This window comes from Enterobacter cloacae complex sp. HYC042_NIDB (assembly GCF_056673315.1).
On sequence record NZ_CP109650.1, the window covers coordinates 1,463,537 to 1,484,557 of the forward strand.

Sequence of the window (21,021 nt, forward strand, 5' to 3'; positions counted from 1 at the left end):
AAAAATTCGCTAAATCAGAAGAGTTATGAAGGATTTACGCGGATGGTTTCCAGTCGTCTTGAAATGCGCGGTATCAGCCTGGCCTTTTCCGGCTTTCAGGCGCTGACGCGCGTGGACTTCACGCTGAACGGCGGGTCGGTGCATGCGCTGACGGGCGCCAACGGTGCGGGGAAATCAACGCTGATGGCGGTGCTGTGCGGGACGCACGACCACTATGAGGGCGAAATCTCCATTAACAACCAGCCGGTAAACATTCGCGAGCCGCTGGACGCCAAACGGCTGGGCATCCACCTCGTGCAGCAGGAGGTGGACGTGGCGCTAATCCCGGGGTTAAGCATTGCTGAAAACATCATGCTCGACCAGCTGGCGCAGCCTGGGCACCGCTACCGCTGGCGCACCGTTCGTCAGCAGGCGCGGCAGGCGCTGGCGCAGCTCGACGTTACGCTGGACGTTCGCCGCTCTATCGACGGCTGTTCGTTGGCCGAAAAGCAGCAGATTTTGCTGGCACGCGCTTTGTCCCACCACTGCCGTTTTTTGATTCTTGACGAGCCCACCGCGCCGCTGGACGCGCACGAGAGCGAGCGTCTGTTTGCGGTGGTAAGGCGTCTGCAACAGCAGGGCATCGGCGTGGTGTTTATCTCCCACCGCATTCACGAGCTAAAAGCTATCTGCGACACCCTGACGGTGCTGCGCGACGGCAAGCTGATTGAGTCTGGCCCGATGGCCGATCTCAGCGGTGAAGCGATCGTTGAGAAGATGCTCGGCCACGTGCTGAGCGATATCTACCCGCCCGCGCGACCGCCGCACGGCGACGAAACGCTGCTGCGCGTGGAAGGACTGCACGACGACGCGCTGCTGAAGGATATCTCCCTGCACCTGCGCAAAGGCGAAATTCTCGGGATTGCCGGGCTGGCGGGGGCGGGCAAAACCGAACTTTGCAAGGCGCTGTTTGGCGCCAGCAAAAGCCGCGTGGCGCGCGGTGAGCTGAATCAACAGCGCTGGCAGCCGCGCGACCCGGCGGACTCGGTGCTGCGCGGGCTGGCGCTGGTGCCGGAGGAGCGGCGCAAGGAGGGCATTTTTATCGACGAGCCGGTAAGCATGAACCTTGCCGTGTGCGCCGATAACAGCTTCTCGCGCTGGAGCCTGTTCGGCCATCGCCAGGCGTGGCGCTGGGCGGAGGAGGTGATCGCCCGCGTCGGCGTTCGCGCCCGCGGTCCCGGACAGGTTTTGCGACGTCTCTCCGGCGGTAACCAGCAGAAGGTAGCCATCGGCAAGTGGCTGCGTAATGACGCCAGCGTGCTGATCTTCGACGAGCCGACCAAAGGCGTGGACGTGAAGGCCAAAACCGATCTGTTCCAGCTGATTGACGGCCTGGCTCGCGAGGGCAAAGGGGTGATTTACGCCTCCGGCGAGTTTGCCGAGCTGGTGGGACTGTGCGACCGCATCTGCGTCCTGTGGGACGGGCGCATCGTGGCGGAAATCGCCGGGGAAGAGGCCCGTGAAGAGACACTACTTTATTATTCAACCGGAGGAACGGCGTCGTGAGCAAGGCCCTTTCAGTGACCGCGGCGGCGTCAGGCCGTCAGCAACTTTTTGATTTTCTCTATAAATGGGGCATGCTGCTCACCGTCGTCGCGCTGGTGGCCGTCTTTGGCCTGGCGTCGGACAGTTTCCTCGACCCGAACAACATCATCAATATTCTGCGCTCGATTGCCATCGTGACGGTGATTGCCGTTGGCGTGTCGATTTCATTGACCGTCGGCGGGTTCGATCTCTCCGTGGGCTCCACGGCGTCGCTGGCGAACGCGCTGGTCATTTCGCTTTTCGTCTGGCACGGCTTCGGCACCACCGAGTCGATTGTAATCACTCTCGCGCTCTGCACGCTGGTCGGCCTGTTTAACGCTTTCCTGATCGTCATCCTGCGTATTCCGGACATGCTCGCGACGCTCGCCAGCTTGTTTGTCATCCAGGGCGTGGCGATGACCTACAGCTACGGCGGGTCGATTACCGAGAATATGGTGCTGCCGAGCGGCGACATGGCGGAAGGGACCATTCCGGCGGCGTTCAGCCTGCTGGGGCAGGTGCCGACCATCGTCATCATCATGCTGGCGGTGACCCTTCTGGCGCAGCTGGGGCTGTCGCTGACCACTCACGGACGCCGGATGTACGCCATTGGCGGCAACCCGGAAGCGGCGCGCCTCTCGGGCATTCGCACCACGCGCTACAAGGTGGCGGCCTATGTGATTGCCTCGCTGCTGGCGGGGCTGGGCGGCATTCTGCTGGCCTCCCGCATCGGATCGTCGCAGGTCAATGCGGGTGGCGGCTATCTCATGGATGCGGTGGCCGCGGCGTGGATCGGCTTCTCGCTGGCCGGGTCCGGCAAGCCGAACGCGCTGGGCACGCTGGTGGGGGCGGTGATCCTCGGCGTGCTGTCGAACGGGCTGGTCATGCTCTCCGTGCCGTATTACGCCATGGACATAATAAAAGGGCTGGTGCTCGCGGTAGCGCTGGCGATTACCTACATACAAAAACGCTGACAACACAACGGGATAAAAAATGAAAAAGATTGCGCTCTCTTTGGTGGCACTGGGGTTACTCACTTCTCTGCCGGGATTCGCGGCCACGCCCGCGCCGGTTCCGGCCGCCATTGCGAACCACGACGGACCGATCCGCATCGCGGTGATCCGTAACCTCGGCTCGGACGACAACACCACGCAGTTTGTTGCCGGGGCCATTCAGGAAGGGAAAAAGCTCGGCTTTAAGGTCAGCACCTTTTTGAGCAACGGGGATGACGCTAAATTCCAGGACTTCGTTAACCAGGCCATCAGCCAGAAATATGACGGGATCATCCTGTCACAGGGCCGCGATCCGTACTCCACCGCGCTGGTGAAGAAGGCGGTGGATGCTGGGATCAAGGTCGCCGTTTTTGATACCGCCGTTAACGGCGAGATCCCGGGCGTGACCGTCACCCAGCAGGACGACGCCTCCCTGACGAATCTCTCCTTCGGCCAACTGGCGAAAGATTTCAACGGCAAGGCGAATATCGTCAAGCTGTGGGTAGCGGGCTTCCCGCCGATGGAGCGCCGTCAGGCAGCCTATAAAGAATTGCAAAAGCAGTACCCGGAGATTAAAGAGCTGGAGTCCATCGGCGCGGTCTCTTCTGACGTGCAGGGCGACACCGCCAACAAGGTGGGTGCGATCCTGGCGAAATACCCGAAAGGCAAAATCGACGCCATCTGGGGAACCTGGGATGCCTTCAGCCAGGGCGCGTATAAGGCGCTGAAGGAGAACGGCCGTACCGAGATTAAACTCTACAGCATCGACATCTCCAACCAGGATCTGCAGCTGATGCGCGAGCCGGGCAGCCCGTGGAAGGTGAGCGTGGCGGTGGATCCGAAGCTGATTGGGGCGACCAACGTGCGTCTGGTGGCCAATAAGATAGCCGGAGAAGCGACCCCGGCCACCTACGATTTTAAAGCCGCGGCTATTCCGCAGGCGCTGCTGACCGCGCAGCCGGGGGCGGTGAACGTAGCGTCGCTGGGCAAAATCATTCCGGGCTGGGGCCAGACGGAAGATTTTATCGCGCCGTGGTTTGCGACGCTGGAAGCGAAAAATAAATGAGCATCCTCCCCACGCCAGAATACAGCCGCAATATGCGGCTGATCGGCCATAGCGATCAGGGCGGTCGCCCGGACGGCGTGCAGCTGATGGTGCACCGCGGTTTCGCCTATATCGGCCATATGGTGTCGCAGGGCTTTTCGATAGTAGACGTGCGCGACCCGAAAAACCCGAAACCCGCGGGCTATGTGCCTGCGCCGCCGGGCACCTGGAACGTGCACCTCCAGGCGCATGACGACCTGCTGCTGGTGATCAACGCCCGGGATCTGTTTGCCGATGCCCGCTTCGCCGACGAGAAGGTCTACTATACCCGTCAGGTAGGAGAGACCGTCAGCGACGTGCAGGACAGGGGCTGGAGCGCCGGGCTTCGCGTTTTTGATATCTCCACGCCGGACGCGCCGCGCGAAATTGGCTTTCTCTCGCTGAGCGGCATCGGCATTCACCGCATCTGGTACGTCGGTGGCCGCTGGGCGTACGTGTCGGCGCTGATCGACGGTTTTACCGACTACATCTTTCTGACGATCGACCTGGCCGACCCGCGTAAGCCTGAGGTGGCAGGGCGCTGGTGGCTGCCGGGCATGAACCAGGCCGAAGGCGAACAGCCGAACTGGCCGGAAGGGAAACGCTACGCGCTGCACCACGCGATTATTGCCGGCGATACGGCGTACGGCAGCTGGCGCGACGGCGGCCTGACGCTGCTGGACGTGAAGGATCGTACCCAGCCTAAGCTTATTAGCCACCGTAACTGGAGTCCGCCGTTTGGCGGCGGGACGCACACCGCGCTGCCGCTGCCGGACCGGGATCTGCTGGTGGTGCTGGACGAAGCGGTGCTCGATAACCAGGAAGACGGCGAGAAGCTGATCTGGCTGTTTGATATCCGCGAGCCGTCGAACCCGGTGAGCATCTCGACCTTCCCGCAGCCGAATGAAATCGACTACGTGGCGAAAGGGGCGCATTTTGGGCCGCACAACCTGCACGAGAACCGGCCGGGGAGCTTTGTCAGCTCAACGCTGATTTTTGCCACCTATCAGAATGCTGGCGTGCGCGCGTATGACATCTCCAATCCGTATCGCCCGGTAGAAACCGGTGCGCTGGTGCCCGCGGCACCGGAGAGGATGATGGACACGCGCCCGAATCGCCCGCAGGTGATCCAGTCCTGTGACGTGTTTGTGGATGCGCAGGGAATTATTTACAGCACGGACTATAACGGCGGGCTGTCGGTGATTGAGTATCTGGGGTGAGTGCGGTTTGATGCCCTCACCCACAGGGAGAGGGAGAAAATCAACTGTACTGCCGCACCCGCGCCACCAGATCTTCCGCGTTGTCGATACGATCGGCAATGACAATCAGCGCTTTGCCGAGCGCGATCGCGTGGCGCAGGCACTCGTGGCGCATGGCCTCGTCCTGGATGCTGTCGATATCCGCGACGTGGGAAAGCCCGACGCTGCGGCGAATGAGTTCGGTGCCGCAGAAGCCGATGGCGTCATGCCAGACCTTTTTCAGGAACGCGGAGGCATAGCCTGGCGCGCTGAGCGCGGCGTCGCGCGTTTTCTCGTGTGCCAGCGCCTGGAAGCGTTCCGCGAAGGTGTTCCACAGCTCCTGAATATCGGTCAGGCGCTGCTCGCGCGCGGCGGCGGCATCGCGAATGCCCAGATGGCCCGGCAGGCCGCAGAAGTTGAGCAGCAGGTTGCCGATGGCGGTGCCGACGTCAAAGCCAATCGGCCCGAAATAGCCGAACTCGGCGTCGATGGCCTTCAGGCTGCCGTCGGCCACAAAAATCGAGCCGCTGTGAATATCCCCGTGCAGCAGCGCTTCGGCATGCGAGAAGAAGCGGTGCTTCAGGGCGGCCACGGCAATTTTCAGCTGGGCGTCGTCGCGCAGCGCGGCGACGTCATTTTCCAGCTCGGCAGGGTAGTTATTGCGCTCATGAACCTGGTACGGATCGTTGAAGAACAGATCTTCGGTGATCTCACACATCTCCGGGTTGATGAATTTCGCCACCTGCGCTTTTTTCTCGTGCGGGTGCAGGTAGAAATCGCTGGTGTGGAACAGTGCGTGTGCGAGGTATTCACCCAGCTGGCGCGCCGCCTGCGGGTAGTAAATGTTTTTGATCAGCTCGCCGCGCCAGATGCGATGGCTGGAGAGATCTTCCATCACCATCACCGCCAGTTCCGGGTCAAAGTGGTGGATTTTCACGGTGTGCTGCGGGCTGTGCTGGTAATGCTCGACCAGGGTTTGCGCCTCGAGGCGTGCGCGATCCAGCGTCAGCGGCCAGGACTCGCCGACGCAGCGCACGTAGGGCAGCGCCTGTTTGACGATAATGCGGCTCACGCCCGCGCTGTCGTAAATTTTAAAAACCAGATTGAGGTTGCCGTCGCCCACTTCCTGCGCCTCTACCAGCGATGACGGATCGTCAAGCCCACCAAACTGCCTGGCATACTCCACGGCGTCCTGAGCGGTAAAGGTACGGTATTGCGACATGGCCTGCTCCTCACGAGTTAACTAATTAAGACATGTAGACGTCTATACATCTGGATTTCATCCTGACACAATGTGCTACAACAACGCAACAGGGAATTAACGACATGCAGACATTACAGACGACCAGCCTGCGGGTGGCGGATAATCAGCTCTTTATTCTCGACCAGCAGGCGCTTCCGCAGGAGAAACGCTGGCTGGATGCCTCAACGGTGGAGGCGCTGGTTGGGCATATCCACGCTCTGCGCGTGCGTGGCGCACCGTTGATTGGTCTCTCTGCAAGCCTGCTGCTGGCGCTGCTGGCGGAAAACGGCAAAAGCCGCGATGAGCTGGCGGTGGCGCTGGAAACGCTTCGCGCCGCACGCCCGACGGCGGTAAACCTGATGAACAACCTCGACCGCATGAAGCTTGCGCTGTGGGAAGAGGATTTCGTTCCGGCGCTGGTGGCGGAGGCGCTGCGCCTGATTGACGAAGACAAACGGCTTTGCGACGCGATTGCAAAAGCGGGCAGCGCGCTGGTGAAGCCCGGCAGCCGTCTGCTGACCCACTGCAACACCGGCGGGCTGGCAACCGCGGGCGTCGGTACGGCGCTGGGCGTGATTGCCCGCGCGCATCAGGAGGGTAACGTCAGCAGCGTCTGGGTGGATGAAACCCGTCCGCTGTTGCAGGGCGGCAGGCTGACCGCATGGGAGCTGGGCGAGCTGGGGGTGCCGTATCAGCTGATTACCGACTCCATGGCTGCCAGCCTGATGGCGAAAGGGCAGGTGGACGCCGTGTGGGTGGGGGCCGATCGCATCGCCGCTAACGGTGACGTGGCGAACAAGATCGGCACTTATTCGCTGGCGGTGCTGGCGAAATTCCACGGTATTCCATTTTACGTCGCCGCCCCACAAACGACGCTCGACCCGGCCTGCCCGAACGGGGATGCGATCCCCATCGAGCAGCGCGCCGCCAGCGAAGTGACGGGCGTTGCCGGAAGCTTTGGCGCGGTGCAGTGGGCGCCGGAAGACGCGCAGGTCTATAACCCGGCGTTTGACGTCACGCCTGCCTCGCTGATTAGCGGCTGGGTGCTGGATACGGGTGTGGTCACGCCGGATGAGGTGGCGGAAGGGACATTTGCCTGAGTCCGGCTATCCTTTAAGTGGGTTCCCTGAGAGGACAACATCGTGACGCTCGATCCTGAAACAGACTTAAAACTGGAGCGCGTGGTGGACGCACCGCGCGACCTGCTCTGGCTCTGCTGGACCACGCCCGAGCACATCAAAAACTTCTTCATTCCTGCTCCGCACAAGGTGACCGAATGTGACCTCGACCTGCGCGTGGGCGGGCGGTTCAACACCGTGTTTGAGGTGGACGGGCAGCGGATGGATAACCGGGGTGTCTTCCTGGAAATCGACCCGGGGAAAAAGCTGGTGTTTACCGACGGCTATACCGAAGGCTGGAAACCGGCCGAGAAGCCGTTTATGACGGCAATTTTGTTGCTGGAAGACGTAGGAGAGGGCAAAACCCGCTACACGGCGATTGCGCGCCATCCGACGAAGGAAATCCGCGAGCAGCATGAACAGATGGGCTTCCACGAAGGGTGGGGGATAGTGCTGGATCAGCTGGTGGGGTATGTGAAAGGGCTTAACGCTTAGTGCGCGCTGGTGTCCTCACCCCGACCCTCTCCCTGTGGGAGAGGGAGAAAAGATCAGGCCAGGCGTGGATAGGCATCCGCGATTGCATCGCCCGTAAACTGGGCAACCCAGCCTTCCGGATTGTCGAAAATACGAATGGCCGTAAAGTTCGGCTCTGAACCCATATCAAACCAGTGCGGCGTGCCTGCCGGCACGGAAATCAGGTCGTTTTTCTCGCACAGCACCTGATAAACCTCATCGCCAATGTGCAGGCAGAACAGCCCGGCACCTTCCACGAAAAAGCGTACTTCGTCCTCGCCGTGGGTGTGTTCGTTCAGGAACTTCGCGCGCAGCGCCTCTTTCTGCGGATTGTCGGCGCGCAGGCTGATGACATCCCAGCTCTGATAGCCTTTCTCTGCCACCAGCTTGTCGATCGCGTGTTGATACGCTTCGATCACGGCTTCGGGCGCAGGATCCTGCTCTAAATCACGGTCTGCCGCCCAGCGCTCAAAGCGCACGCCTTTAGCGTTCAGCTGTTGAGCGATCTCGGCGGCGTCGGTGCTGTGCCACTGGTGCTGGCTGGCGTCTTTATCGGAAAAAATGGTCAATGCGCTCATGAAGGGATCTGCTCCGGATTAATCTCGTCAAACTGGTGGATTTGATGGTGATGGCTCGCGCCGTCATCTTCACCGCGAATCAGTTGCAGGGTGCGAAAACCCGCCTGTTCAGCCGCGTCCAGCTCCTGATGAATATCCGACAGGAACAGGATCTGCGACGGGGCGATGCCCGTTTGCGCCGCTATGTTCTTGTAAGACTGCACCTCGCGCTTGGCGCCGATGTGGGTATCAAAATAGCCGCTGAACAGATGAGTAATATCACCTTCGTCGCTGTAGCCAAATAACAGTTTCTGCGCAGCAACGGAGCCAGAGGAATAAACATAGAGATCAATCCCTTGCGCCTTCCATTTTTCCAGCGCGGGCAGAACGTCAGGGTAGAGATGGCCGGTAAAGTCACCGTTGATGTAGCCCTCCTGCCAGATGATGCCTTGCAGGGCTTTGAGCGCCGTCGATTTGCGGTCTTCATCCATAAAGCTAAACAGCACGTTGATGAGATCGCCGACGCCGGCATGCGGATCGCTGATTTCATCGCGCAGGTTCTCCAGAATCGATTTGACCGGCTCGGCGTACTGCTGGGCGGTCACGAAGGCCGCCAGCCGCTCACGCGCGTAGGGGAACAAAACGTCATGGACAAAACGAATATCGCTGGTGGTTCCTTCAATATCCGTCACAATCGCGCGAATCATACTCTCTCCAGTTGTCGTAAACGCATTTCGCATTCAAATAAGAATTCTAATCCTTCCAGATGACGGCGGGCTTCGGCCACGTCGCGTCCCCAGCAGGTTAAGCCATGGCCGCGCAGAAGAAAACCATAATTAAGCGGACGCTCCTGGGCGTAATGGGCGATGCGCGAGGCGAGGGCGTCGATGTCCTGGTCGTTATCAAACACCGGGATGGCGACGGTATTCAAATGGGTAGTCTGCCCGGTAAGCGATTTCTGCATCTCGAAACCGCTGATATTCAGTTCGGCTTCTTTGACCAGACGCGACAGCACCGTGGCGTTAACGGTATGAACGTGCAGGACGGCGTTAGCCTCCGGGAACAGGCGATAGATAAGGGTGTGTAGCCCGGTCTCCGCCGACGGTTTTCGACCGGACGGCGCCCGGTTAGTGGCGATCTCAACCTGTAGAAAATCGTCGGTGGTCAGGCTGCCTTTGTCCTTGCCGGATTCGCTGAGCCAGCAGAGGTGTTCGTCCTGACGCACCGACATATTACCGCCGGTGGCGGGTGCCCAGCCTTTGGCGCCTATCCAGCGGCAGGCGTCGACCAGGTGTGTGAGCAGCAGGTTGTCTGTCATTTCCTTTTACCCCTCGGCCAGGAATATTGATATGGTTTAGACGTCTAAGCGTCTTGATTGCCAAAGACTAACATCGTGTTATAGTGGCAGCAACATAAGTATTACAAGCAGGCACGACAACATGAGCAATAACGTATTGATCCCGCAGAGTAAACTTCCTAATCTCGGTACCACCATCTTTACGCAGATGAGCGCCCTGGCGCAGCAGCACAATGCCATTAACCTCTCGCAGGGGTTCCCCGATTTCGATGGTCCGAAATATTTGCAGGAACGTCTGGCGCACCACGTGGCGCAGGGTGCGAATCAGTATGCGCCGATGACCGGCGTGCAGGCGCTGCGGGAAGCCATTGCCGACAAAACGGCGGCGCTGTATGGCCATAAGCCCGATGCGAACAGCGATATCACGGTGACGGCAGGGGCGACCGAAGCGCTGTATGCGGCCATCACCGCGCTGGTGCGCGCGGGGGATGAAGTCATCTGCTTTGACCCAAGCTACGACAGCTATGCGCCTGCGGTTGAACTCTCCGGTGGCGTGGTGAAGCGTGTGGCGCTCCAGCCGCCGCATTTCCGCCCGGACTGGCAGGCGTTCGCCGCGCTGCTGAGTGATAAAACGCGCCTGGTGATCCTGAATACCCCGCACAACCCGTCGGCGACGGTGTGGCAAAAGGCCGATTTTGCCGCGCTGTGGCAGGCTATCGCCGAGCGGGAAATTTACGTCCTGAGCGATGAAGTCTACGAACACATCTGCTTTGCGGAGGAAGGGCACGCCAGCGTGCTGGCCCATCCGCAGCTTCGCGAGCGCGCGGTAGCGGTGTCGTCATTTGGCAAGACCTACCATATGACCGGCTGGAAGGTAGGGTACTGCGTGGCCCCGGCGGCCATCAGCGCGGAGCTGCGTAAGGTGCACCAGTACCTGACCTTTGCGGTCAATACGCCCGCCCAGCTGGCGCTGGCGGACATGCTGCGCAGCGAACCGCAGCACTATCGCGAGCTGCCGGATTTTTACCGCGCGCGTCGGGATATGTTTGTAAATGCGCTGAGCAAAAGCCGTCTGGAAATTCTGCCGTGTGAAGGGACATACTTCCTGCTGGCGGACTACAGCGCGATTTCCGATCTGGACGACGTCAGCTTTTGCCGGTGGCTGACGGAGGAGGTGGGCGTGGCGGCTATTCCGCTGTCGGTGTTCTGCGCCGATCCCTTCCCGCATAAGCTGATTCGCCTGTGCTTTGCGAAACAGGAATCGACGCTGCTGGCGGCGGCGGAGCGTCTGGCGACGCTCTGACTATTTCACCGTCCAGGCTTCGGAATAGCGACGGTCTGCAAACAGCTCCAGCAGGCCGTTGATCTGCTTCAGGCGCAGCACCTCGTCGCTGTCCATCCCCAGTTCCTTACCAATTTTCTCATCGTTCCAGCCAAGCTGGGCCAGCTCCCGGACGATGTCGGACATGGCGTTGATCTGGTGGCGTCCCCGCGCACGGTTGTGGCGGATGGTGGCGGCCATCCGGTCAAGCTTTTGCTGGCGATCTTTGCGCAGGCAGGTGACGGGCAAATAGCCCCGAAGCTGGCGCTTCAGCGCGGCCCTGCTTTTACCGATTTCGTGACGATGGAAGCCGTCGACAATTTCGTAATGCGCTGGCTCGCTTTCCGTCACCACGATGGGCTGCGTAAACCCGTCGAGCTCGAGCGATTGACTCAGCAGACGCTTTTCCGGCGGCGCCACGTTATTCGGGTTGTAGTCGTTGGCAACGATAGCGTCCTGCTTTATCCACAGCACGCAGTCGACGGGCTGGTCGCTGAACGGGCTGAGATGATGCATGGCCTGGCGAAAAGCATTGATGGCATCTATACGTTGCTCGTCGGTGAGCGTCTGCAAATAGGTTTCCAGTTCGGTAATCAGTCGTTGCTGCATAAGATCCCCCACTCATTGCGTTTTGATTTCATCCGTTCGCTATAGCGCTGATAGTGCTTTGGTTTGTTCGGGCTAAAGGAGAGGGCCCGACACCAGTAATCGTTGTTGAGCAGAACCTTGCATATTCGCCGCCAGGACGGGATATCCTTTGAGCCGATATCACCCTCCTGCGTATCGGGAAGATCGGACATCCCGCGCTTCTGATACCAGTGCAGGTACACCGCGACTTTATTGCGATAATGTTCAGCCGTCTGTTGCGGCATGCTGTCGAGGAGCAGCATGGCGTACTCTTGCCAGCTGAGGTGGTCGGGCTTGAGGATCTTTCTGTGACCGTAGAAGTGGTTGTCGTGCCCCGCGTAAATTCCGCCGCTGCGCACACCGCTGACGCGTGCGCACATGGCGGCCCAGCGTTCAGGTTCAACGACATGATAGAGCCATAAACCCTGTCGCTGCTCCGGGCCAAAGGGTTCACAGATGCGCATGTAGCGCGGCGGCACGCCGGCCTGGTACATCAGATTGTAGAGGGGGTTATAGGCGCAGCCCGTTTTGGCAAACCAGGTCCAGATGTCGGCGGTTTTCCAGTCGTAGAGAGGATAGATATACCAGGCATGACCGCCGGGCGCGACGGTCGTCCAGGGTTTGTCGTCGGAAAAGCGCTGCTTGCGTGCGCAGGCGATTGCCAGGAAGCGGTTATAGGATTCGTCGGCGCGGATGCCCACCATCACTGCGGCGGGGCGCCTTCGCGCATACCATTCGGCAAAGTCCCTGACGAAGGCCTCGAAGGTCATTCCCTGCTGATAAAAATCAAAATAACACGTACTGGTGATGGCATCAGGCGGAGGCTGTCTGACCCAGCTTATGCCAGGTTCCCAGCACTGCCATTCCGGCTGGTACTGAGAGAGGGCATTTTGCGTGGTGATCGGCAGCGCCACCCACCAGAACTGATTGATGACGTCACGATATTGGGTCCTCATGTTCTCAATATGCTCAATGGTGCAGGAGAACTGTGCTTCCCAGTCCAGAAAGAGGACATCTATTTTTCTGTTCAGCTGCCGCGCCCGTTGCGCAGCAAGATGAAGCATCACCGTTGAATCTTTTCCGCCAGAAAAAGAGACGCACACGCGGGTAAAATTTTGCAGCGTCCAGTTTATGCGTTCTGAAGCAGCCTCCAGAACGTTTTCCTGAAGAGGGTATTTATAGATAGACATGATGAGTCGCATCCTGCGTATGGAATACCGTTAATGCTATTAAACTGCCATCATGTTATTATATGTTTTCATTCTCAACTAATTATTTTACGCCTTCACTCTATTCTTGCTGGAAATACCTTCGCGATGACGCGTCCATTCTATTGAGCCAACTTATGCAATTTTTCAATAAAGCTGGCGAATACACTGCTGTTTAACGACGCGCGGTTGTAGACCATATAGATTTGCGCTTCGGGCAATTTGAAGGGCGCGGCTACGGACTTTAATTTTAAAGCGTGTTTATAGGTTTCAAAAATGGAAAGAGGAATATAGCCGACTAAATCAGACATGCTGATCATAGAGAGGAGCGAACTGAGAGAGTCCGAACGGAACGCGATGTTTCTCTCCGGGAACGCTTCGTTAGCTCGAACCTGATACTCCTTCACGCCCGTATTCGTGCTTTGATACATCGTGAATTTCTCATTGTATAACTGCTCGACGGAGACTTCTGTACCTATTCTCGGATGGTCTTCGCGGCAGATCATCACGGTGGGAATGGTGGTGAAATGCGAGCAGACAACGGACCGGTTATTCACGGGCGCAACGGTAAAAATGAGATCGGCTTTACGGTAGGCCAGTAAATCCTCTGCTGACTCCGCAGAGACAAGCATATCGCGTTGTTCTACCTCACAATTTTCCTGAGACATTAACAGTTGAATGGGGTCGAGAAGATAGCCTGGCGTCACCATCTGAGAACAATAAATGACAAAATTTTTCTTGATGTCGGTGTGGTGCATCAGGTTGATGGTCTGCTCAATCTGATTGAGGTTTTGCTCAAGATGCAGGTGCAGGTTAGTTCCGACGGTCGTGGGGGTGATCCCTTTGCCGGAACGGATAAACAGCGGATCGTTAAGCTGGCCACGCAGGCGTTGCAAAGACTGACTGACGGCTGAAGGAGTGATGTAAAGCGTTTCAGCGGCCTTGCTGATGCTAAGATGTTGATAGATACACTCAAAAATGACCAGTAAATTAAGGTCGAATTTTTTAAGGTCATAAAGATTTGCCATGTGTCATCCTGTTTGCCGTGAGTCTGTTGTTAACATATTGATGATAACTATAGATTAAAGTTAACCATTTACAATCCTTGTGGTTAACTAACTTAAAGTGTTATTTAAGTTATCTTAATATATCACGCCATCGGATTATTGAAATAGAATTACATGTGAGATTAAGATAATTTTATCTTTGAATGGGCTGGGTTCAATTTAATAAATGTTGACATTTATATATTGCCGTAAATTGATTACGTAAAGTTAATTTACGAGCGTAATGTATTTCTCAGTCAAAACCTATCACAGCCATAGGCAGGAACGCGCTTTTGATGGATTGCTCTCGATGGGTGCTGGTGGTGTAATCAACCTGCTGTTACGACCTTGATACAAGGTATGTAGAGCGCAACGCAACGCCAGCCTCGGCTGGCACTGAATGTACCTGCGGGGAATTCAGGTATCAGGGCCGCCCGTTGAGGCGGCCTTTATACTTTCTGGAGTACCGCAGCAGGTTCACCTTGCTGTCTTGTTGAAGTTGTAAGGTTTGGCTGATTGATTTGATAAAGCATACGCATTAGCCCCGATGAGCAAAGTTGGTTACCTTAGCTCTCAACGAAAACACGGAGGAAGTACAGATGTCTTTGATTAACACTAAAATTAAACCTTTCAAAAACCAGGCGTTCAAAAACGGTGAGTTCATTGAAGTAACCGAGAAAGATACCGAAGGTCGCTGGAGCGTCTTCTTCTTCTATCCGGCTGACTTCACCTTCGTTTGCCCGACCGAACTGGGCGACGTGGCTGACCATTACGACGAACTGCAGAAGCTGGGCGTAGACGTTTACTCTGTGTCTACCGATACCCACTTCACCCACAAAGCGTGGCACAGCAGCTCTGAAACCATCGCGAAAATCAAATACGCGATGATCGGCGACCCGACTGGCGCCCTGACCCGTAACTTCGACAACATGCGTGAAGATGAAGGCCTGGCCGACCGTGCAACCTTCGTGGTTGACCCGCAGGGCATTATCCAGGCTATCGAAGTTACCGCTGAAGGTATCGGCCGTGATGCTTCTGACCTGCTGCGTAAAGTGAAAGCGGCTCAGTACGTGGCTTCTCACCCAGGTGAAGTGTGCCCGGCTAAATGGAAAGAAGGCGAAGCGACCCTGGCTCCATCCCTGGACCTGGTCGGTAAAATCTAAGTTTTCACCATCCGGCAATCAATGGGCGCCCCCGCGCCCATTTCATTCCAGCACCATGATGCAAGTTGCATTCAGGCCGCCCGCAAAGGCAGCTTGCATGATGACGTCTTAAGAGAGGGAAGAACTATGCTCGACACCAATATGAAAACCCAGCTCAAGGCCTACCTTGAGAAACTGACTAAACCCGTTGAGCTGATTGCCACGCTGGACGACAGCGCGAAATCGGCAGAAATCAAAGAGCTGCTGGCAGAGATCGCTGAACTGTCGCCGAAAGTGACCTTCAAAGAAGACAATTCGCTTGCGGTTCGTAAACCCTCTTTCCTGATTACTAACCCGGGCTCGGACAAGGGACCGCGTTTTGCCGGCTCTCCGCTGGGGCATGAATTTACCTCACTGGTGCTGGCGCTGCTGTGGACCGGCGGTCATCCGTCAAAAGAAGCGCAGGCGCTGCTGGAGCAGATCCGCGATATCGACGGTGATTTTGAGTTTGAAACCTATTACTCGCTCTCCTGCCACAACTGTCCGGACGTGGTGCAGGCGCTGAACCTGATGTCGGTTCTGAACCCGCGCATCAAGCATACGGCGATTGACGGCGGTACGTTCCAGAATGAAATCACCGATCGCAACGTGATGGGCGTTCCGGCGGTGTATCTGAACGGTCAGGAGTTCGGCCAGGGCCGCATGACGCTGACGGAAATCGTCGCGAAAGTGGATACCGGCGCGGAAAAACGCGCGGCGGAAGAGCTGAACAAACGCGATGCGTACGATGTGCTGATTGTCGGTTCTGGCCCTGCGGGCGCGGCGGCAGCGGTTTACTCTGCACGTAAAGGTATTCGTACCGGTCTTATGGGCGAACGCTTTGGCGGACAGGTGCTGGATACCGTGGATATTGAAAACTACATTTCCGTACCAAAAACCGAAGGTCAGAAGCTGGCCGGTGCGCTGAAGGCTCATGTCAGCGATTACGAGGTAGATGTAATCGACAGCCAGAGCGCCAGCAAGCTGATTCCGGCGGCGGTGGAAGGGGGCTTACACCAGATTGAAACCGCCTCTGGCGCGGTGCTGAAAGCTCGCAGCGTGATCGTTGCCACCGGGGCAAAATGGCGCAACATGAATGTGCCGGGCGAAGATCAATACCGTACCAAAGGCGTGACCTATTGCCCGCACTGTGACGGCCCGCTGTTTAAAGGCAAACGGGTGGCGGTGATCGGCGGTGGTAACTCCGGTGTGGAAGCGGCTATCGACCTGGCGGGGATTGTTGAACACGTGACGCTGCTGGAGTTCGCACCTGAGATGAAGGCCGACCAGGTGCTGCAGGATAAAGTTCGCAGCCTGAAAAACGTTGACATCGTGCTGAACGCGCAGACCACGGAAGTGAAGGGCGACGGCAGCAAAGTGACCGGTCTGGAGTACCGTGACCGCGTAAGCGGCGACGTTCATAGCGTTCAGCTTTCGGGGATCTTCGTACAAATTGGCCTGCTGCCGAACACCACCTGGCTGGAAGGTGCGATTGAGCGCAACCGCATGGGCGAGATTATCATCGATGCGAAATGTGAAACCAGCGTGAAGGGCGTGTTTGCCGCGGGCGACTGCACCACCGTGCCGTACAAGCAGATCATCATCGCGACTGGCGAAGGTGCAAAAGCGTCCCTGAGCGCGTTTGACTACCTGATCCGCACCAAAACCGCATAATAAAAGAAAGTAAGACATACCTGCAGTAGCCACCTCTTTATGAGGTGGCTTTTTTTTAGATTTTTTTACCCTCAATTATCCTCGTTATTAACCCCTTCATGCGTTAATTACCTGCTTCGATCAAAGAAAATAATAAGCCTGCTGATAATATCTTGTCGTTTTTTATAGCGATAAATATTTATATTTAGTATGAATGACAAAGATACATCCACTTCTTCAATATATGAGGCGTTAACCCCATTTGAAATAAAGGGATTGATGTTTCGTGATTTCTTTAACGCGGCGGACATGGCATCGCGATGCGCTTCGTTACATCCTTTATTCCCGGAAAATGAAACCTGGCAGCAGGATGAGGCGTTAGAGGTTGAGTATGATTTCAACGCCCTGTTTGTCGGCCCTGCAACGCTATTGGCGCCGCCTTATGCCTCGGTGTATCTGGACGAAGAGCCTCTGCTGATGGGCGCTACAACGCTGAGCGTACGCGAGTTCCTGCGCAGCATCGGGCTTTTTGTGACCGGGGAAAATAGCGTTCCCGACGATCACGTCAGCTATGAAATGGAGCTGGTGGTGATGCTCTCCGCGCATGCCAGACATTCGCCGCAATATCATGACGCACTCGCCCGCTTTGTGAAGGGGCATCTTGAATTATGGCTCCCCGCATTTATCGCAAAAATAAAGGATTGCGCGAAAACAACCGCAATTAAATGTCTCGCGTTGCAGATGACTAATTGGTTTGATGAATTAAAGACGAGAGTAATATTATGAGTATTGATAAAGGGCAGCTAAACCGGCGCTCCTTTTTAAAAGGACTGATTGCGCTGGGTACCGTTGCCGCATTACCCGGCGGACTATTATCATCCCGATGTGCCATGGCACAGCCCCCCATTCCGTTTAACCCAAAAACCTACAAAATTTTCCGTAACGCTTGCCCGCGTAACTGCTACGACACCTGCAGCTTAAAAACCTGGGTCAAAGATGACGTCATCACCTTCGTTGACGGGGCAAGCGAGTCCACGTTTACACACGGTGCCCCGTGTGTGAAAGGGCTGACCTACCCGCGCCGGGTCTACTCCCCGGACCGTATTAAATACCCGATGATCCAGGATGGGCGCGGCAGCGGTAAATGGCGTCGCATCTCCTGGGATGAGGCCATGCAGCGCATTGCCAGCAAGATGCTGGAGATTAAAAAGAAAGACGGGTCTATGCTCGGCCTGGCGCTGTCGAAATACTCCGGCAACCTGGGCGTGATGAGTTATGCCGTGGAGGGGATGATGTCTTCTCTCGGTTACACCACGCGGTTCGCCGGTACGCCATGCTGGCCAGCAGGGATCGATGCCCAGCACTACGACATGGGCGACATGTGGTGTAACGACCCGGAAGATTTGGTGAAAGCCAAATACATCATTATCTGGGGCGCAAACCCGGCCTGGTGCTCCATGCATACCATGAAGTACATCTATCAGGCGCGTGAGAAAGGGGCGAAAGTGGTGGTCATTGATCCGCTGTTCTCGCAAACCGCCGCGAAAGCCGATTTGTATCTGCGCGTGCGCCCGGGATCGGACGGCGCATTGGCGCTGGGAATGGCGCGGCACCTGCTGGATATTGGCCGCGTCGACCAGGAGTTTGTGAACAACTTCGCGCACGGCTTCCCGGAATTTGAACAGTATCTGCGCAGCAATATCACCGTGGAGTGGGCATCTGAAATCTGTGGCCTGTCGGCAGAGGTGATTCGCCAGCTGGCGGAAGAGTTCACCGCGGTAAAACCTGCCACCGTCTGGATCGGCTACGGGATGCAGCGCCACGTCAACGGTGGGGCGAACGTGCGCGCCATTGACGCTTTTGTTGCCATGACTGGCAACATCGGTGTGGAAGGCGGCGGTGCCCGCTACGGCCATCTGCAGACCTGGGGCTACAACTATCATGCGATGACGCAGAAGCCACCGGTCGGATCTGTTGGCATGGTGGGAGAAAGCGGCCCGGTAGGGGAGTTCGTCAGCGACAGTGGCGAAAAGAGCCACTATTCCGACCGCGCGCTGAACCTGAACCAGACCGCACAGAGCATTCTTGATGCCAACGATCCGCCCATTCGTATGCTGTGGGTGGCGTGCAAGAACCCGTTCGCGCAGGACTTTGACCGCAACAAAATGGAAAAAGCCTTCAGCAAGCTGGAGATGGTGGTCTGCGTCGATCAGTTCTTCAACGAGACGGTGCAGCATGCCGATATTGTGCTGCCGGTGACCACCACCTTTGAGCACTGGAACCTCTCGTCCTCTTACTGGCATTACTGGCTTTCGGTGAATGAACCGGCCATTAAACCGATGTACGAGTGCAAGAGCGATTTGGATATTGCCGTGCTGCTCTCGCGTACCATCAACAAAATGGAGCCGGGCTCCTGTACCTTCCCGCAGGACATTGACCAGAAAAAATGGCTCGACCTTGAGTTCAATGAGGGCATGGCGAAGCAGTTCGGTATCCGCTCCTGGGACGATCTGCTGGATGGGCCGGTGAAAGCCAAAATGGTCAGCTCGGCGGCCTGGCACGACCGCAAGTTTAAAACGCCATCGGGCAAGTATGAGTTCCTCTCCGAGCTGTGTGAAAAGAACGGCCATAAAGCGCTGCCGGAGTATCTGCCTGCCGCGGAGGGCAAGCTGCCGTTCCATCTGTTTACCCCGCATTTGCAGTACGGCCTCCACTCTCAGTTCGTCAACCTCGACTGGATGCAGGTCTTCTGGCCGGAGCCGTTTGTCTATATCCACCCAGCCGCCGCGCACAAGAAGGGGATTCGCGAGCTGGCGAAAGTCCGCGTGTTTAACGACGTGGGCGAAGTGGAGCTGCGGGCGAAGATCACCACCAACGTGCCGGAAGATTTCCTGGTGATGTATGAGTCCTGGTTTAACAAGCTTAAGTACAACGTGCAGAACGTCGTGAAAGATACGCCAGCCGATATGGGCAAGATGGCAACCGGCGCGCCTGGCGCGGCGATCCACAGCCAGTTTGTCGACATTGCCCTTATCGCGAATGAAGGAGCAGACGCATGAGACGCGCATTTTTAGTGAACAGTGATAAATGTATTGGCTGCCGCGGATGCGCCATGGCCTGCAAGAGCTTTAACCAGCTTGAGCCGGATCGCTACTGGCGCTATGTCTATCCGCTGGATAAAGAAATTTATCCGCATGAGGAGCGTGCGTTTTTCTCGCTGGCCTGTAACCACTGTGAAAACCCGGCCTGTCTGGCGGCATGCCCGGTGGAAGCCTACACCAAACGTGATGACGGCGTGGTGGTCCATAACCCTGAACGCTGTATCGGCTGTAAAAACTGCATCCGTAACTGCCCGTACGGCGCGCCGCGCTTCAATGAAGAGACGCAAAAGGCGGAGAAGTGCAGCATGTGCTATGAACGTCTGGATATCGGTATGGCTCCGGCCTGTGTGAACGCGTGTCCGGTCGGTGCCCTGTCGATTATCGATCTGGATGCCGATCCGCTGCCGAACAATGCCGTGCAGTATCCGCCGGGCTTCCCGAAGATGCCTCAGCTTAATCCGGGTACGCGCTTCATTCTGGCCCGTCAGCCAAAACAGCCGAGGGATAAATAATGGAAAAGTACGAATTACCGCTCGTTATCTTTACCGTGCTAAGCCAGATTTCCGTCGGGATGACGCTGCTCCTGACCTGGCGCACGCTGCGTGGTGAAGTGCATGGCACCCGCCTTCACTGGCTGATTACCGGGCTGATTCTGGGCGTAGCCTCCATTGCCGCGGTGCTGCATCTGGCGCACCCGGAACACGCATACAACGCGTTGATTAACCTGAAACATGCCTGGCTGAGCCGCGAAATTCTGGGCGCGACCCTGTACGGCGCCATGATTGGGCTGGCCTTCCTGAGTAAGGGAAACAAAGGCGCAGCGCTGCTGGCGTCCCTGTTCGGGATCCTGCTGGTGGTGGTGCAGGGAATGACCTACGCGGCACCGGCGATGCAGGCCATTGCCAACGGCATCACCATGATGCTGTTCTTTGCGACGGTCTGGGTGATGGGCTGTGCCGCAACGCCGCTGCTCGGGCTGAAAGGATCAAACGCCGCGCTGCGCCAGGGGATTATCGCCCTGATGACGCTGCTGATTGCCGCGCCGGTGATGTGGCTCAGCGGCGGTACTATCATGAAAATGACCGCTCACGCCTGGTTAAGCTCGCCGCTCTATCTGGGCAGTCTGCTGTGCTGCGTTGTGGGTGGCGCGTTATCGCTGAAGCGCCAGCCGATGCAGAAAGCGGTGTTTGCGCTCCTGCTGGTGGGCGTGGTGCTCAGCCGCCTGACCTTCTTCGGCGATACCGTCAGCACCATCGTCAATATTGGTCACCTGTACTGA

At 57.2% G+C, this 21,021-nt stretch carries 20 protein-coding genes; 13 read left to right on the forward strand and 7 right to left on the reverse strand.

Features of this window, described 5'->3' with window-relative positions:
• The first annotated feature begins 42 nt into the window (after positions 1–42).
• The 4 genes from OKF39_RS06910 to OKF39_RS06925 are packed head-to-tail and all read left to right on the forward strand — an operon-like array spanning position 43 to position 4,859.
• Entirely contained in the window at positions 43–1,545 is a 1,503-nt protein-coding gene (locus OKF39_RS06910; protein WP_479983618.1) for a sugar ABC transporter ATP-binding protein, read from the forward strand.
• Positions 1,542–2,537 carry an ABC transporter permease gene (locus OKF39_RS06915; protein ID WP_045261034.1) on the forward strand — a complete coding sequence of 332 codons (996 nt, stop codon included), beginning with the start codon at positions 1,542–1,544 and terminating at the stop codon, positions 2,535–2,537. Before OKF39_RS06910 ends, OKF39_RS06915 begins: the two co-directional genes overlap by 4 nt.
• A gap of 19 nt (positions 2,538–2,556) precedes the next feature.
• Positions 2,557–3,621, forward strand: a complete 1,065-nt coding sequence (locus OKF39_RS06920) for a sugar ABC transporter substrate-binding protein (protein WP_041910939.1) — start codon at positions 2,557–2,559, stop codon at positions 3,619–3,621.
• A complete protein-coding gene (locus tag OKF39_RS06925; protein ID WP_028012308.1) occupies positions 3,618–4,859 on the forward strand; it encodes an LVIVD repeat-containing protein in 1,242 nt (413 codons plus the stop codon). Before OKF39_RS06920 ends, OKF39_RS06925 begins: the two co-directional genes overlap by 4 nt.
• Before the next feature lie 40 nt (positions 4,860–4,899).
• On the opposite strand, the gene mtnK is transcribed toward OKF39_RS06925, so the two are convergent.
• Positions 4,900–6,099: an S-methyl-5-thioribose kinase gene (mtnK, locus tag OKF39_RS06930; protein WP_479983619.1), complete on the reverse strand. Its 1,200-nt coding sequence runs from the start codon at positions 6,097–6,099 to the stop codon at positions 4,900–4,902.
• 104 nt (positions 6,100–6,203) lie between these two features.
• On the opposite strand from mtnK, the gene mtnA reads away from it, so the two are divergent.
• Together mtnA and OKF39_RS06940 are read left to right on the forward strand one after the other, a co-directional pair.
• Positions 6,204–7,220, forward strand: a complete 1,017-nt coding sequence (mtnA, locus tag OKF39_RS06935; protein ID WP_479983620.1) for an S-methyl-5-thioribose-1-phosphate isomerase — start codon at positions 6,204–6,206, stop codon at positions 7,218–7,220.
• 42 nt (positions 7,221–7,262) lie between these two features.
• Positions 7,263–7,733, forward strand: coding sequence for an SRPBCC family protein (locus OKF39_RS06940; RefSeq protein ID WP_023343575.1), 471 nt, complete (start codon positions 7,263–7,265; stop codon positions 7,731–7,733).
• Positions 7,734–7,786: 53 nt separating this feature from the next.
• On the opposite strand, the gene OKF39_RS06945 is transcribed toward OKF39_RS06940, so the two are convergent.
• The 3 genes from OKF39_RS06945 to OKF39_RS06955 are packed head-to-tail and all read right to left on the reverse strand — an operon-like array spanning position 7,787 to position 9,626.
• Positions 7,787–8,329 (reverse strand): 1,2-dihydroxy-3-keto-5-methylthiopentene dioxygenase, encoded by a 543-nt coding sequence (locus OKF39_RS06945; RefSeq protein WP_479983621.1) that lies wholly within the window; start codon positions 8,327–8,329, stop codon positions 7,787–7,789.
• The gene (gene mtnC, locus OKF39_RS06950; RefSeq protein WP_232928979.1) at positions 8,326–9,015 is read right to left on the reverse strand and encodes an acireductone synthase; all 690 of its coding nucleotides are present in this window, start codon (positions 9,013–9,015) and stop codon (positions 8,326–8,328) included. Before mtnC ends, OKF39_RS06945 begins: the two co-directional genes overlap by 4 nt.
• Complete coding sequence (locus OKF39_RS06955) at positions 9,012–9,626, reverse strand: methylthioribulose 1-phosphate dehydratase (protein WP_479983622.1); 615 nt, start codon at positions 9,624–9,626, stop codon at positions 9,012–9,014. The genes mtnC and OKF39_RS06955 overlap by 4 nt, the downstream gene beginning before the upstream one ends.
• A 121-nt stretch (positions 9,627–9,747) precedes the next feature.
• Here OKF39_RS06955 and OKF39_RS06960 point away from each other — a divergent pair, with 121 nt between their 5' ends.
• Positions 9,748–10,908: a pyridoxal phosphate-dependent aminotransferase gene (locus tag OKF39_RS06960; protein ID WP_479983623.1), complete on the forward strand. Its 1,161-nt coding sequence runs from the start codon at positions 9,748–9,750 to the stop codon at positions 10,906–10,908.
• Here OKF39_RS06960 and OKF39_RS06965 read toward each other — a convergent pair whose 3' ends face one another.
• The 3 genes from OKF39_RS06965 to citR form a co-directional block, all read right to left on the reverse strand.
• A complete protein-coding gene (locus OKF39_RS06965) occupies positions 10,909–11,535 on the reverse strand; it encodes an IbrB-like domain-containing protein (protein ID WP_028012316.1) in 627 nt (208 codons plus the stop codon).
• Entirely contained in the window at positions 11,520–12,743 is a 1,224-nt protein-coding gene (locus OKF39_RS06970) for a phosphoadenosine phosphosulfate reductase (protein WP_047367717.1), read from the reverse strand. The genes OKF39_RS06965 and OKF39_RS06970 overlap by 16 nt, the downstream gene beginning before the upstream one ends.
• A gap of 140 nt (positions 12,744–12,883) precedes the next feature.
• Positions 12,884–13,789 carry a DNA-binding transcriptional repressor CitR gene (gene citR / locus OKF39_RS06975; protein WP_048961264.1) on the reverse strand — a complete coding sequence of 302 codons (906 nt, stop codon included), beginning with the start codon at positions 13,787–13,789 and terminating at the stop codon, positions 12,884–12,886.
• Between the two features lie 617 nt (positions 13,790–14,406).
• Between citR and ahpC the strand changes: the two genes are divergently transcribed.
• From ahpC to OKF39_RS07005, 6 genes are all read left to right on the forward strand, one after another.
• Positions 14,407–14,970, forward strand: coding sequence for an alkyl hydroperoxide reductase subunit C (gene ahpC / locus OKF39_RS06980; RefSeq protein ID WP_008501015.1), 564 nt, complete (start codon positions 14,407–14,409; stop codon positions 14,968–14,970).
• Positions 14,971–15,096: 126 nt separating this feature from the next.
• Entirely contained in the window at positions 15,097–16,662 is a 1,566-nt protein-coding gene (gene ahpF / locus OKF39_RS06985) for an alkyl hydroperoxide reductase subunit F (RefSeq protein ID WP_028012318.1), read from the forward strand.
• 189 nt (positions 16,663–16,851) lie between these two features.
• Positions 16,852–17,427: a TorD/DmsD family molecular chaperone gene (locus OKF39_RS06990; RefSeq protein ID WP_479983624.1), complete on the forward strand. Its 576-nt coding sequence runs from the start codon at positions 16,852–16,854 to the stop codon at positions 17,425–17,427.
• Entirely contained in the window at positions 17,424–19,700 is a 2,277-nt protein-coding gene (locus tag OKF39_RS06995) for a molybdopterin-dependent oxidoreductase (RefSeq protein ID WP_063154718.1), read from the forward strand. Before OKF39_RS06990 ends, OKF39_RS06995 begins: the two co-directional genes overlap by 4 nt.
• Complete coding sequence (locus OKF39_RS07000) at positions 19,697–20,254, forward strand: 4Fe-4S dicluster domain-containing protein (protein WP_479983625.1); 558 nt, start codon at positions 19,697–19,699, stop codon at positions 20,252–20,254. Before OKF39_RS06995 ends, OKF39_RS07000 begins: the two co-directional genes overlap by 4 nt.
• Positions 20,254–21,021 (forward strand): dimethyl sulfoxide reductase anchor subunit family protein, encoded by a 768-nt coding sequence (locus OKF39_RS07005; protein WP_479983626.1) that lies wholly within the window; start codon positions 20,254–20,256, stop codon positions 21,019–21,021. Before OKF39_RS07000 ends, OKF39_RS07005 begins: the two co-directional genes overlap by 1 nt.

Excerpts from the sequence above, each read along its gene's own strand:
- OKF39_RS06955 (WP_479983622.1), bottom strand. The coding sequence starts at position 9,626 with ATGACAGACAACCTGCTGCTCACACACCTGGTCGACGCCTGCCGCTGG.
- OKF39_RS07005 (WP_479983626.1), top strand. The coding sequence starts at position 20,254 with ATGGAAAAGTACGAATTACCGCTCGTTATCTTTACCGTGCTAAGCCAG.
- OKF39_RS06920 (WP_041910939.1), top strand. The coding sequence starts at position 2,557 with ATGAAAAAGATTGCGCTCTCTTTGGTGGCACTGGGGTTACTCACTTCT.
- mtnA (WP_479983620.1), top strand. The coding sequence starts at position 6,204 with ATGCAGACATTACAGACGACCAGCCTGCGGGTGGCGGATAATCAGCTC.
- OKF39_RS06960 (WP_479983623.1), top strand. The coding sequence starts at position 9,748 with ATGAGCAATAACGTATTGATCCCGCAGAGTAAACTTCCTAATCTCGGT.
- citR (WP_048961264.1), bottom strand. The coding sequence starts at position 13,789 with ATGGCAAATCTTTATGACCTTAAAAAATTCGACCTTAATTTACTGGTC.
- mtnK (WP_479983619.1), bottom strand. The coding sequence starts at position 6,099 with ATGTCGCAATACCGTACCTTTACCGCTCAGGACGCCGTGGAGTATGCC.
- OKF39_RS06970 (WP_047367717.1), bottom strand. The coding sequence starts at position 12,743 with ATGTCTATCTATAAATACCCTCTTCAGGAAAACGTTCTGGAGGCTGCT.
- OKF39_RS06995 (WP_063154718.1), top strand. The coding sequence starts at position 17,424 with ATGAGTATTGATAAAGGGCAGCTAAACCGGCGCTCCTTTTTAAAAGGA.
- OKF39_RS06910 (WP_479983618.1), top strand. The coding sequence starts at position 43 with ATGGTTTCCAGTCGTCTTGAAATGCGCGGTATCAGCCTGGCCTTTTCC.
- ahpC (WP_008501015.1), top strand. The coding sequence starts at position 14,407 with ATGTCTTTGATTAACACTAAAATTAAACCTTTCAAAAACCAGGCGTTC.
- OKF39_RS07000 (WP_479983625.1), top strand. The coding sequence starts at position 19,697 with ATGAGACGCGCATTTTTAGTGAACAGTGATAAATGTATTGGCTGCCGC.
- OKF39_RS06965 (WP_028012316.1), bottom strand. The coding sequence starts at position 11,535 with ATGCAGCAACGACTGATTACCGAACTGGAAACCTATTTGCAGACGCTC.
- ahpF (WP_028012318.1), top strand. The coding sequence starts at position 15,097 with ATGCTCGACACCAATATGAAAACCCAGCTCAAGGCCTACCTTGAGAAA.
- OKF39_RS06990 (WP_479983624.1), top strand. The coding sequence starts at position 16,852 with ATGAATGACAAAGATACATCCACTTCTTCAATATATGAGGCGTTAACC.
- mtnC (WP_232928979.1), bottom strand. The coding sequence starts at position 9,015 with ATGATTCGCGCGATTGTGACGGATATTGAAGGAACCACCAGCGATATT.
- OKF39_RS06945 (WP_479983621.1), bottom strand. The coding sequence starts at position 8,329 with ATGAGCGCATTGACCATTTTTTCCGATAAAGACGCCAGCCAGCACCAG.
- OKF39_RS06925 (WP_028012308.1), top strand. The coding sequence starts at position 3,618 with ATGAGCATCCTCCCCACGCCAGAATACAGCCGCAATATGCGGCTGATC.